10 protein-coding genes are annotated in these 12,595 nt (G+C 64.4%); 7 read left to right on the top strand and 3 right to left on the bottom strand.

The features are described from left to right. Nucleotides 1–294: 294 nt before the first annotated feature. Nucleotides 295–1,689, top strand: coding sequence for a porin (locus C8J98_RS14215; protein ID WP_233260247.1), 1,395 nt, complete (start codon nucleotides 295–297; stop codon nucleotides 1,687–1,689). Between the two features lie 102 nt (nucleotides 1,690–1,791). Here C8J98_RS14215 and C8J98_RS14210 read toward each other — a convergent pair whose 3' ends face one another. Next, a complete protein-coding gene (locus tag C8J98_RS14210; protein ID WP_107913861.1) occupies nucleotides 1,792–3,537 on the bottom strand; it encodes a M28 family metallopeptidase in 1,746 nt (581 codons plus the stop codon). A 122-nt stretch (nucleotides 3,538–3,659) separates the two neighbouring features. Between C8J98_RS14210 and C8J98_RS14205 the strand changes: the two genes are divergently transcribed. From C8J98_RS14205 to C8J98_RS14195, 3 genes are all read left to right on the top strand, one after another. After that, entirely contained in the window at nucleotides 3,660–5,048 is a 1,389-nt protein-coding gene (locus tag C8J98_RS14205) for an Hsp70 family protein (protein WP_107913860.1), read from the top strand. Between the two features lie 278 nt (nucleotides 5,049–5,326). Beyond that, on the top strand, nucleotides 5,327–6,307 hold the full coding sequence (locus tag C8J98_RS14200; protein WP_107913859.1) for a helix-turn-helix domain-containing protein: 981 nt from the start codon (nucleotides 5,327–5,329) through the stop codon (nucleotides 6,305–6,307). Between the two features lie 181 nt (nucleotides 6,308–6,488). Next, nucleotides 6,489–7,418, top strand: coding sequence for an LD-carboxypeptidase (locus C8J98_RS14195; protein WP_107913858.1), 930 nt, complete (start codon nucleotides 6,489–6,491; stop codon nucleotides 7,416–7,418). A gap of 12 nt (nucleotides 7,419–7,430) precedes the next feature. On the opposite strand, the gene C8J98_RS14190 is transcribed toward C8J98_RS14195, so the two are convergent. Next, nucleotides 7,431–7,772 carry a hypothetical protein gene (locus tag C8J98_RS14190; protein WP_046969573.1) on the bottom strand — a complete coding sequence of 114 codons (342 nt, stop codon included), beginning with the start codon at nucleotides 7,770–7,772 and terminating at the stop codon, nucleotides 7,431–7,433. A 202-nt stretch (nucleotides 7,773–7,974) separates the two neighbouring features. On the opposite strand from C8J98_RS14190, the gene C8J98_RS14185 reads away from it, so the two are divergent. The 3 genes from C8J98_RS14185 to C8J98_RS14175 are packed head-to-tail and all read left to right on the top strand — an operon-like array spanning nucleotide 7,975 to nucleotide 10,320. Next, on the top strand, nucleotides 7,975–9,216 hold the full coding sequence (locus C8J98_RS14185) for a histidine kinase (protein WP_107913857.1): 1,242 nt from the start codon (nucleotides 7,975–7,977) through the stop codon (nucleotides 9,214–9,216). Next, the gene (locus C8J98_RS14180) at nucleotides 9,209–9,976 is read left to right on the top strand and encodes a LytTR family DNA-binding domain-containing protein (protein WP_107913856.1); all 768 of its coding nucleotides are present in this window, start codon (nucleotides 9,209–9,211) and stop codon (nucleotides 9,974–9,976) included. The genes C8J98_RS14185 and C8J98_RS14180 overlap by 8 nt, the downstream gene beginning before the upstream one ends. A 14-nt stretch (nucleotides 9,977–9,990) precedes the next feature. Further along, a complete protein-coding gene (locus C8J98_RS14175) occupies nucleotides 9,991–10,320 on the top strand; it encodes a hypothetical protein (protein ID WP_107913855.1) in 330 nt (109 codons plus the stop codon). Nucleotides 10,321–10,534: 214 nt separating this feature from the next. Here C8J98_RS14175 and C8J98_RS14170 read toward each other — a convergent pair whose 3' ends face one another. Beyond that, entirely contained in the window at nucleotides 10,535–12,526 is a 1,992-nt protein-coding gene (locus C8J98_RS14170) for a CocE/NonD family hydrolase (protein ID WP_107913854.1), read from the bottom strand. Nucleotides 12,527–12,595 lie beyond the last annotated feature (69 nt).

Below are 12,595 nucleotides of genomic sequence, written 5' to 3'. Positions count from 1 at the left end.
TGCGTTCGAGCCGGTCCCCTGGCGAGGGCGCGTCTTTGCGAATTATCCCTTGTGACGTGGTCATGACGGAAGTGTTGCAACGCAGAAACCTGCGCGGCCTGGCGCGGCTTGCCACTGTCATGGAAGTGCAATGGGTGACCGATAACGTGCCCATCCATCGGGCGCGTTAACGACGTTTAGCGTCATTAATCTTCACTATCGCAGACGTTTGAGGTTTTTCTCAACACTTTCTATGAGTATTTTCGGAGCCAATCACCCATGAAACGATTCCCCCTGGCCGCCGCCTTCTGGACGATGTGCGGTACCGCGGCCGCCGAGGGCGCCCCGCAGGAAGCGATCGAGCTCTACGTTGATACGACCACCCGGCAGCTATTTGCGGAACCGGGGCCGGGCCGCCAGCGCCTGGGCAAGTTCGCGCAGGTCACGGAGACCCCGGCGCCCGTGGCCACCGCCACGGCGGCCTCCGCCCGTGCGACGGTGCCTGCGAGCGCTTCCGCGACGGCAAATGCTGCCGCGACGTCCGCCGGAACCGCGACATCATCGGCGCCGGCCGGCAAGGCCTGGTACGACAAGATCGGTATTCGTGGCTACCTGCAGATGCGCTACAACCAGGAAGTCGGTGGTGACGCCAAGGACCTCAAGTCACCGGGCGATCGTTACATCGGCCGCGAACAGGGTTTCGGCATTCGTCGTGCGCGCGTCGTGATCAGTGGCGATGTCACCGACAAGATGTCGATTTACATCCAGCCGGATTTCGCCAGCACGCCCACCGGCTCGAGCACGGGCAACTTCGCCCAGCTGCGTGACGCGTATGCGGACCTCTGGCTGGACAAGGACAAGACCTATCGCATTCGTGCAGGTCAGTCGAAGATTCCTTACGGCTGGGAAGACCTGCAGTCCAGCCAGAACCGTCTCGCGCTCGATCGCGCCGATGCACTCAATTCCGCCGTGCGCGACGAGCGCGACCTCGGCGTGTTCTTCTACTGGACGCCGAAGGAAATCAAGGAGCGCTACGCCTACCTGGTCAAGTCGGGCCTGAAGGGCTCCGGCGACTACGGTGTGTTCGGCGTCGGTGTGTACAACGGGCAGGGTGCGAATCGCCCGGACCGCAACGACCAGCTGCACTCGGTGATCCACTTCTCCTATCCGTTCAAGTTCGCCAATGGGCAGTATCTGGAAGTCGGCGCGGACGCGTACTCGGGGCGCTACAAGGTGACGACCGGCTCGGCGAGCATCGGTGGCGCGACGTTTACACCGACGGTGGACGCACCCGTCGCCGGCTCGACGGACCGTCGCGTTGCGGCACACGTGGTGTATTACCCGCAGCCGTTCGGATTCCAGGCTGAGTGGACGGTGGGGCAGGGCCCGGAGCTCGATGTCGCGAGGAGGACCATTCGCACGCAATCGCTGCGTGGCGGCTACGCGCAGGTGATGTACAAGTTCGACGGCGGCTACGGTTCACTCATGCCGTACGCGAAGTGGCAGACCTATCGCGGGGCGGCGAAGTTCGACACCAATGCGCCGAAGATGCAGGTGGATGAGCTGGAAGCGGGTGTTGAATGGCAGCCGTCGAATGCTGTCGAACTGGCGGTGGCGTGGGCGAACATGCGCCGTACGGATGTCAGTACGGCGCCTTATCGTCGTATCGATGGGCAGCTTCTTCGCGTGCAGTTGCAGGTGAATTATTGAGGTAGCCGGCTCCTTGCGGGAGCCGGCTATGCCGGCGATGGGGGTTGCGGGCAGACTGCCTTTCGCCGCTGAAGCGGCTCCCACAGAAAGCGTGCGAAGAACCTATTTCTTCTTCTTCGCAGTCGCAGCCAGGGACTTCTCGCGGATGGCCTTGAACTCGCTGCCGTCTTTCCATACGGGCCAGACGTCGCTGTCGGCGAGTTTTTCGCCGAGGGCGTAGAAGGCCTTGACGTTCTGCGTGACGCCGTCGAAGTTCCAGCGCATGTCGTAGACGTCGGTGGGCTGGTGGTAGTGGTTCTTTACGTAGTCGTCGGCGGCTGCTTCGCCGGCCGCCTTTCCACCGACCACCATGTCGATGCCACCGTTCGCGGCGAGCGCAGGCACGCCGGCCTTGGCGAAGTTGAAGTGATCGGAGCGGAAATAGTGGCCTTTCTCGGGTGAGGCATCGCCGCTGACGACGCGACCGTCGGCCTTGAGTACCTCGGCGAACATGTCTTCGAGATCACCCTGACCGAGACCGACCACTTCCATGTCCTTCGTCGCACCGATGATCGGCAAGGCGTCCATGTTGATGTCGGCGACCGTCTTGTTGAGCGGGAAGGGCGGGTGGGCGACGTAGTATTCCGAACCAAGCAGGCCTGACTCCTCCATCGTCACCGCGGCGAAGAGCACCGTGCGCCTGGGCTTGTCCTGGGCGAACTTGCCGGCGATCTCCAGCAGGGCGGCAATGCCGGTGCCGTTGTCGACCGCACCGTTATAAATCGGGTGACCCTTCAGCGAAGGATCGTGGCCGAGGTGGTCCCAGTGCGCGGTGTAGACGATGGCTTCATCGGGCTTCTCGCTGCCCTTCACCATGCCGATGACGTTGTTGCTCAGCGAATGCGTGATCGTGCTCTGCAAATGGATGGATGCCTTCGCATCCAGCGGCACCGCCTTGAAGCCGCGCACGTCGGCCTGCTTCGCGAGGTCGTCGAAATTCTTGCCGGCCCTGGCGAACAGACGCTGCGCCGCTTCGTGGGTAAGCCACCCGGCGACGGGCAGGCGCGGCGAGGGGTCCTCGCTTTCGGGCAGGTCGAGTTTCGGCGTGGACCAGCCGCTCTGCACGACGTTCCAGCCGTAGGCGGCGGGCTCGGTCTGGTGGACGATGAACGCGGCCGCGGCGCCCTGGCGGGCCGCTTCTTCGAATTTGTACGTCCAGCGACCGTAGTAGGTCATCTCGCGACCCTTGAACAGCTTGGGATCGTTCGCGTTCCAGCCCGGGTCGTTGACCAGGACGATCACGGTCTTGCCCTTCACGTCCACGCCGTCGAAGTCGTTCCACTGGGCTTCCGGGGCGTTCACGCCGTAACCCACGAAAACCACGTCCGAATCCTTGAGGTCCACGTCGGCCCTGGCCTGCAGGGTGCCTGCGACCATCTCACTGCCGAAGGCGAACGCTTCCTGGCCACCACCCTCGGCGACATCGAGCTTCACGTTGGACTGGTCGTTCAGGGCGGTCGAGACGGCGGGTACGGTCTGCACCCATTCACCCTTGTTGCCCGGCTCCAGGCCCATCCGCTTGAACTGCTCGATGATGTAATTGGTCGTCAGGCGCTCGCCCAGCGTGCCGGGTTTGCGGCCGTCGTACTCGTCGGATGAGATAACCCTCAGGTGGGCCGCGAAGTCATCGGGCGTGATCTCCGGGCTGAAGGTGTGCTGCTCGTTGGCCACGGCCGGAAGCGGTGGAGGCGGCGAGGTGACGGCCTTGGCAGGGGCGGGCGGCGCGGCGGCCGCCGTCTTGTCTTCGTCGTGGGACTGGCAGGCCGCCAGGGTCAGGGCGGTCAGGCAGGCGAGAGCGAGGCGACGCATCGGCGGAGATTCCCCTTGGGTGGATAAGGTGGATCCCGAGTGTAGCCGTAAGGCCGGGCCTGTCGCCCGGCCGGCCGCGGCCCCATAATGGTCGGTTATCCCGTCCCCGGAAGACCTTCCCCATGCGTATCGGCATCGATTTCGGAACCAGCTACTCGGCCGCCGCGGCTGTCGTGGATGGTCAGCTCGAGCTGGTCCGTTTCGGCGACGCCAGCCAGTTCCGCACCGCGGTGTTTTTCCCCGAAGTCGTGCCCAACGTGGACGACTTCGTGCTGACCCCGGTCCTGGAGGCCCAGGTCGACGCCTTCATGCGCTCCGCGCGCACCGACGAGCGTCAGGCTGGCCGCACCCCGCGCGGTGAGATGGACCTGCGTCGCGACGCCATTCGCGTGGTACGCCGGCAGTGGATGGAGGAGCGCACGCGCGAGGCTTCGGCGTCCGTCGCCAGCTTCCAGGACGCCCTGTTCGGCGAGGAAGCCGTGGATGCCTATCTCGAAGAAGGCACCGGCAACCTGATCGAATCGCCGAAGTCGATGTTCGGCTACAAACTCGACCCGCGGGTGCGCAAGACCATCGTGAGCATCGCGGCGCATATCCTCGAGCATGTTCGCCTGGTGGCGACGCGTCAGTTCGGCACGCCCGTTCGCGAAGCGGTCATCGGCCGCCCGGTCGAATTCCGCAGCTCGATGGGCGCGGCGGGCGGTGAGCAGGCCCTGTCTATCCTGCGCGAAGCCGCACGAATCGCCGGTTTCGACGAGGTTTCCTTCCTCGAGGAGCCGGCCGCCGCGGCGATGCACTACCACCAGTCGCTGGCGGAACGGCAGCGGGCGATCATCGTCGACATCGGCGGCGGTACCACCGACGTCGCCTACGCCGAACTGGGTGCCGGCGAGGTGCCGGTCATGCATCGCAGCTGGGGTTTGCCGCGTGGCGGCACCGATCTGGATGTGGGCGTGAGCCTGCACAGCTTCATGCCGCGGTTCGGCAAAGACCTGAGCGGCGTGCCGGTGCACCACTTCGTCGAAGCGGCCAGCGTGCACAACCTGCCCAAGCAGCGCGAATTCCGCAAACAGGACTATCGCCAGGTGGACGAGCCCTTTGGTTCCCGCCTTCGTGCCCTCCAGGGAAGCGGAGCGACTACCCGACTGAACCAGTCCGCCGAGCGGATGAAGATCGACCTTTCGGCGTCCGATGTCGCTTCGGCTTCGCTGGATTTTATCGAGGCAGGTCTGAAGATCGACGCCGTTGCCGGCGACTTCCATGCCGCGTCCGAGGACTTCCTCGACCGCATGGGACGCCTCCTCGACCAGGCCCAGGTGGATATCGGTGAGCCTCCCGCGAGCGTTTTTCTCACCGGCGGCACCTCCCGCTCGCCGCAGGTCCGTGATCGGGTGGGCGCAAGTTTCCCCGGCATTCGCGTCGTGCACGGCGACCCCTCTCTGGGTGTAGTCTCTGGACTCGCACAAGCGGCACTTTTACCAAATTCATCAATCGCTTCCGACAGTCGCTAAGCAAATTCGGCATATTCACAAAGTGCTGGCTTTCGCTGCATTACATCGTTAGTTATGGCGTCGGCGTTGTCTCTTTGAGAAAAGGGGGTCATGTCGACCGATGGAGGTTTAGTCGCGTGCGGGCGTCGCCTGCCGATGGATGTTGCGGGGGTACATATGGGAAGGGTTCGCGTTCGGATAGGGATGGGCAACGAATGGGGCGTTGCTGGGACCGCATGTCATGCGAATGACGCTGTCTCGCCGATGCAAGGAACAACCAACCGCGGGGAGGTAGGCGCATGACTCGCCCTTCCAACGTGCAGGGGCTGGAAGATTACGATCTGGTCACCCTGGGTGCGGCGCTCGGCATGTGCGAGGTCGATCTGCTGACCCTCAGCCCGGCCCGGCCCCGCGCGTCGATCGCGTCCACGCCACACGACGGCGTGACCTATCTCACCGGGCATATCGATTTCGACGTGCGAGGTTCGCTCACCGTGCCGGACGACGCGTGCATGCTCGTCTACCTGCACGAGACCGGTGAACGCAGCTGGTGCCAGGGCGTCAGTGTCGAATCGGAAATGGGTGTGACGCTGTTGCGCGGCACGCCGACCGATTTCATGTTCGAACGGGGTACGCAGTTCACCCTGGTGGTGGCTCCGTACGCGCGCTTCCGCTCGCGATTCATGGCTTCGGATCATGCCGACGTGGACATGGCCGCTCAGCGGCTGCGTTTGTTCTCGGTTACCTCCGAGCATCTCAAGCGTGCCTATCGGCAGATACGCGAGCGCGTGCACGACGCCGAGGACATGGCATTCGGTCCGGTTGAAGACCTTCTGGACGAGCACATCCGCGTGGCCCTGGGTTCGTCGCCCGAAGAGCGGCCGGTGGCATCGCGCGGACGGCGTGCACATTACCAGGTGATGCGCCGCGCCGAGCGCTTCATGCGCGCCAACCTTCGCCGCGATATCTATTCGCAGGAGCTCTGCCAGGCAGCGGGGGCCAGCGAGCGTGGCCTGCGTTATGCGTTCGACGACCTGCTCGGCATTCCGCCGAACCGGTACCTCGCCATGCTTCGCCTGTGCACCGCACATCGCAGCCTGGTCACGGCGGAGGCCGGCCGGCGTTCGGTCAAGTCCGTCGCGCTCAGCTGCGGCATGTGGGACCTTTCGCGCTTCGCGGAAAAGTATCGCAGCGTGTTCGGCGAGCAGCCGCGTGAAACGCTCATCCGCAATGCCCCTGCGGACGACCTCGCGGCGGCCGAAGAGTTCGAAGGCTGGTAAACATCACGGCACACGGATCGTGCCGTAACGATCCCAACGCCGGCGCGAAGCCGGTTCAGCACGCGTGGGGATGGCATTGGCGAGCAACCGAGCAGACGCATGTGAAGCCGGTCCACACAACTTCGGGTTGCCTTCATGCGGTCGTAGAGGTATTGGTAGTGCAATTCACGCACTGCCACTCATGCCTAAACGATTCGAGATACGTCTTATTGCTCCCTCTGGTTACGCAGCAGATCGCGCCGCCTGCCAACGAGGTATAGAACGCCTGCAGGCCGCGGGCCACACCGTTCTCGGCGCCAGCGTCGTGGACCGCGTGGACCTGCGCTTTGCCGGAAGCGACGCCGAGCGCGCGGCGGATATCAATCAGCTCGCCGACCCCAACCTGCCCCTTCCTGACGTGGTCATGGCCATTCACGGCGGCTACGGCGCCATCGCGCTGCTTGAACACCTCGACTACGCGGGGCTCGCCGCCCGGTTCTCGGAACGTTCCTGCGTCCTGGTCGGCCATGGTGACTTCACCGTGATCCAGTGCGCACTGTATGCGCGCAGCCGCATCGGTTCGCTGTTCGGGCCCATGCTCGTGCAGGATTTCGGCGCGGGCTACCTGCGTGAAAACACGTGGCGGCATTTCTGGCAGACCCTGCAGTCACCGCGCACCGACATCGCCTGGGTTTGCCCGGAAGGGCAGGAGGATCTCCGCATCGAGGGCACCCTCTGGGGTGGCAATCTCTCGGCGCTATGCAGCCTCATCGGCACACCGTACCTGCCGGTGATCGACGACGGCATCCTCTACCTCGAGGAAACCGGCGAACAGGCGTATCGCGTCGAGCGGATGCTCTACGAGCTCCAGCTGAGCGGCGTGCTCGCCGGCCAGCGGGCCATCATCCTGGGTGGTCTGGGCGGACAGCGCGTGAGCGAGTACGACAACGGCTACGACATCGATCATGCGTTGGAGCGATTTGCCGCCGCTTGCAGCATCCCCATCGTGCGGGGCCTGGCGTTCGGCCATGGCCAGGACAAATGGACCCTGCCGTTCGGCGCCCGTGCGGTGCTCGACGTATCCGCGGGAACCGCCGACCTGCTGGCCAGCGGGTATCCCTACAAGCCCTAGGAGGCGCCGCGCTCAGCCGAGCGCGGTGACCTGGGTGGCGCCGATCACGCCGATGAAGACGATCGAAAGCATCCAGAAGCGTGCCGGGTCGCGCCACACGCACACGCCCAGGCAGACGATGCCAAGAACGCAGGAGACGATGCCGGCCGCATGCAGGCCGAGTGTGATCAGTGACGGGTCGGAACCGCCCGTGGCAATCATCATCGGTCTGAAAATGGCGTACCAGGCGAGGACGAGGCAGGCGCCACCGACGATGCCGAGCAGCCAGTTGGCGGGATGATTCTTCGGCAGCATGTTGATACCGAGATAGATCGCGAGAACAACGACAGCGAAAACGACGAGCAACAAGGCCATGCGTTAACCCCTTTGTCTTTGATGTGGCTCGCGGTCCCCACCGCTAGAGCCAACCGCCCGAGCATGGCCTATCAGGGCGACGAGGTCATGCTGCGGCGCAGAAGGGGTTTCGTCGGCGAATCCGGCGTTTCGTCGGAAACGCGTCGAGGAACGGCCGCACGCCATCGTATGCTCCCCGGCAATCCAGCATCGGAGCCATGCGATGGCAAGCCTCAAGTTCCTCGGTCGTATCCTCGTGGCATGGTTCGCCGCCTGGTGCATGTTGCTGGTGGTGTTCGGCATGTTCGACTGGCACCACGGCGATCTGCCCTGGTTCGTCACGCTGGCCTGGTTCATTGGCCTGCTCGTGGCGCTGGGCCGGGGCGTGACCCACCTGTACCGTGTACGCAGCATCGCCGGGCGCGTCGACGCCGAGACCTTGTCCAACCGTCAGCGCCGTCGCGTCGAGGTCCCTTACGCCGCCGACGAAGCCTTCGACATCGTCGACGCCGTGATCCGTGAACTACCGAACGTGCAGGACATCAGCGGCGTTCGCGGTGGCTTGCAGATACGTGCACTGGTTCGCTTCCTGCCCGGTGAGAGCCCGCGGCGCCGCGGGATGCCGCAACACGCCACCCTCGACCGCAATACGCGGGTGTCGGCCACGATCACGCCATCCGATGGTTCGAGCAGCGTCATGTTCGTCTGCGAGCCCGATAGCAGTGCCTGGATGGACTGGTTCAACCCGGATGGTGGAGCGTCCCTGGAGCATGTCGAAACCCTCGTTCGTGCCATGACCCAGCGGCTGGCGGAGCGGCGCAATCGTGAACGTGCCGACGTGCGTCAGACAGCGATGGAGAAAGCGCTGACGGCAGCGCAGCTCGGCTTGCTGCAGGCACAGGTAGAGCCCCACTTCCTCTACAACACGCTGGCCAGTGCACAGGAACTGGTTCGCACCGATCCGGCCCGCGCCGATCGCATGCTCGGTCACCTGATCGACTACCTGCGCCGCTCGCTGCCGCGTACCGATGGCTCGCTGTCGACCCTCGGTCAGGAGCTCGAACGTTCCACGTCGTGGCTGGAAATCATGAAGCTGCGCATGGGCGAGCGCCTCACGGTGCACACCGAGGTAGCCGACGAACTCGCCGCCTTACCGATGCCTTCGATGATGCTGCAGACCCTGGTGGAAAACGCCATCAAGCATGGCCTCGAACCGAAACCCGGTGGCGGCGGCGTATGGATCCGCGGCCGTGTGGAAGGCGGGGCGCTGTCGCTGACCGTGGCCGACGACGGCATGGGTTTTCGTAGCGAAGGCTCAGGCACCGGCATCGGCCTGAAGAACCTGCGCGAGCGTCTGCGCCTGACTTATGGCGCGACGGCAAGTTTCACCATTGGCAACAACTTTCCCAACGGAGTCGCCGCGACGATCACGTTGCCGGCCAAAGGAGTGAGCGATCATGCCTAAGTGCATCGTTGCCGAAGACGAGAAGCTGCTCTCCGCGGCCCTCCAGCGTGAACTGGCAAAGGCCTGGCCCGAGCTCGAGATCGTGGCGGTATGCGAGGACGGTGGCGAGGCGCTCGAAGCCATCGCCACCCACCAGCCGGATGTCGCCTTTCTCGACATTCGCATGCCGGGCCTGACGGGCATGGAGGTGGCGGCCGCGGCCGCGGATGCCAGCCCGCACACGCTGGTGGTCTTCGTGACCGCGTACGACCAGTACGCCGTCGATGCCTTCGAACGCGGTGCGATCGACTACCTGCTCAAGCCGGTGGTCGCCGAGCGCCTCGCGCAGACCGTGACGCGGCTGCGCAGCCGGCTCGCCGATGCGGCCCGGCACGCACGTCGCACCGGCGATCTGGCCAAGGACATGATCGAGCGCTTCGACGAGATGCCCGACGAGCCGTTGACCTGGATTACCGCGGGCGTCGGCAAGGCCACTCGCCTGATCCTCGTCGAGGACGTCATCTACTTCCGCGCGGACAACAAGTACACGGTGGTCGCCACGGCGGAGGGCGACGCGCTGCTGAGTCGTCCGATTCGCGACCTGCTTCGCCAGCTCGACCCGAAGACGTTCCGCCAGATCCATCGCTCCACCATCGTCAACCTGCGCCAGGTCGCTTCCGTAGAGCGGGACGACACCGGCAAAGGCTGCCTGCGCCTGCGTGGCCGCCCCGAAACCCTGAATGTGAGTCAGCCGTTCATGGCCATTTTCCGCGCCATGTGACGAAGGAGACTTCCATGCGCACTTTGTTAGCCATCATTTACTGCTTCCTCAACCTCGCCGGTTGCACCGACGCGCAGAACCGCAGCATCGTGGCCACGGCGCAAGAAAACGGAAAAGTGGTGCTCGATAGCCTCACCGACGTGCGTATGGGGCGCGCGTGGTTCGAGTGCAAGGCGAGCCGGAGCGGGCGCTGTTACTACACGGTGTTCAACGAAGGTGCCGTGGTTCGCGCTTTCTCGTTGCCCGTCACCGAAGCCTTGCGCGTCGACCACCTGCCGAGCGGGTTCAGCCAGTGTGTGACGGCGTCTTCGGGGAAGGTGTTGGCTGATTGCAGGGCGGGGTGATCGGGCGCGCCATCGCCGCTGAAGCGGCTCCCACATAACGCAAGAGCTCGCCGCTGAAGCGGCTCCCACATAACGCAAGAGCTCGCCGCTGAAGCGGCTTCCACATGAGACCTGCGCAGGTCTTGTGTGGGAGCCGCTTCAGCGGCGATCCCGCGGCAGCGGGAGGTCGTACGGCAGCGGACCGTCCCTGATGCCGCCCCGCGACGACGCGCCGTCAGGGCGTCGTACGCGGCACGATGGTGTAAGTGATCTTCGACGGATGCGCCGCATCGTGGTGCACCGCGTTATGCGCGATCACGCCCTTGGCCTCGTCGTAGTTGTTGCCACCGGTATTGAGGTTGCGGTCGAAGCGCGGGAAGTTGCTGCTGGAGATCGCCACGCGGAGCTTGTGTCCGGGATAGAAGAACATGCTGGTGTCGATCGGCTGGAAGGTCACCTTGTAGACCTCGCCGTCCTTCATCCACACCGGCGGCTTGTCGTATCCCTCGCGGTAACGCATGCGCTGGATGTTCTCGGTGATGTTGAATGCCTTGCCGTCCGGACGGACGTCCATCACCTTGAAGGTGAAATCCGTGTCCTTCGCATCGGAGGAAACGTAGAGCGTGACCGTGATCGGTCCGCTGACTTCGGTGCCTTCCTTGAAGGGTTCGGAGTCGTAAACCAGGATATCGTTGCGAGCCAGCTGCGGGTTCTGGTCGAACGAGCCGAACTTCACCGCGTTGCCCTGGCAGCAGCCGCCGCCACCCAGCGTCGTGACCGGATTGGCCGGGTCGTAGATGAAGCTGTCGGGCTGGTCGGTGCCACCGGCCGCGTCGACGAGCTTGCCGTCGCCGTAGAGCGTGTTGGCCTTGCCGCCACTGGTGAAGTACAGGTCGCGCGTGATCGCACCGGCCGGCGGCCACGTGGGCGAGTTGCGCCACTTGTTCTCGCCCATCACGTAGTACATGACCTTGGGCTGCTTATCGACCACGGGGCTGTCCACGCCCTTGAGGAACTTGTCGAACCAGCCGAACACCAGGCCTTCGTAATCGAAGCGGGCATCGCCGACGTCGAGGTCGCCGATCATGGTGTGTTCGGTGGCGCGCGTATAAGCGCAGTGCAGCACCGGCGCGATGATCGCGTACTGCTCGTCCGCGACGGCTTTCGGCGCCGTCGCGCGCACCTCGTTGAAGGCGGCGAGATTCGGCGAAACGGACACGTCGAACCAGCTCATGAACCACAGGCCCGGCTTGTTGATCTTCATGTTGTCGTGCCACAGGCCGCCCTTGCGCCAGGCGGGGCTGTTCGGCGCGCGCGCGATCATGTTGCCGCCAGTGGGCACGTCCATGGCATCGGCGAAGATGCCCTTGGGACCGTCGACAGCCTTGAGGATGTCGTTCTCGGGCAGATGCCAGAATGCCTGGTCCCAGTCCACCGGCGGCATCTGCGGATCGAGGTCGAAGGCCTTGGAGACGCGGATGAGGTCGGCCTGCGAGGTGTTCGCCGGGAACATCGGTCGAACCTGGTTCTGTTCGCCGTAGATCCACGCCTGGAACAGCATCTGCACGGCGCCGCCGCGATACCAGTTGCCTTGCTCGTAGTAGGGGCCGACCTTGCCGACACCCGCGCCGAAGCCTTGCACGTTGAACGTGGCCAGCGCCGGCTCGTTTTCCGCGACGACGGCCATCTGCCATTCGGCGGTGGACGAACAGCCGGTGGTGCCGACCTTGCCGTTGGACCAGGGCTGCGTGGACATCCAGCGCACGGCATCCACGCCGTCGCTGAGCGGCGCGCCGAGGATGTCGTAGTTGCCTTCAGAGAAGTAGTGGCCACGTTCGTTCATTTCGACGTATGCGTATCCGTGCTTCACGGCGGCGAGCTCGCGGGTCATGTCGCGCGGGGCGCCATTCTTCACGTCCCAGAAATTGAAGTTGTAAGGCGTGCGCACGAAGATCGTCGGCACCTTGCCGCTGGCATTCTTCGGTCGATAGACATCCGCGGCCATGCGCTTGCCGTCGCGCATCTTCACCATCACCTTGCGGTCGATGACCGCCGCATCCTCGAGCTGCTTTTCCAGATCGATGCGCTTGGCGATGAGTGCTTTCTGTTCGGGCGTCTGGACGGCCTGGGCCGCGACGGGCTCCGCAAGCAGGGCAAGACAGAAGGAAGCGACGCCGACCGACAACGCGGTCCTGACGTGAGAGAGGGCAGGGCGCGACGGTCGCATGCTGAAGCCTTGTTGTCGGGACGATCGGCCGAGTCTGGCAAATTGTCCTAAGCAGGTAAATCCGTGACT

It is taken from the genome of Luteibacter sp. OK325 (genome assembly GCF_003050935.1).
Taxonomy (GTDB): Bacteria; Pseudomonadota; Gammaproteobacteria; order Xanthomonadales; family Rhodanobacteraceae; genus Luteibacter.
This window is presented reverse-complemented; position numbering and strand designations above follow the sequence as displayed.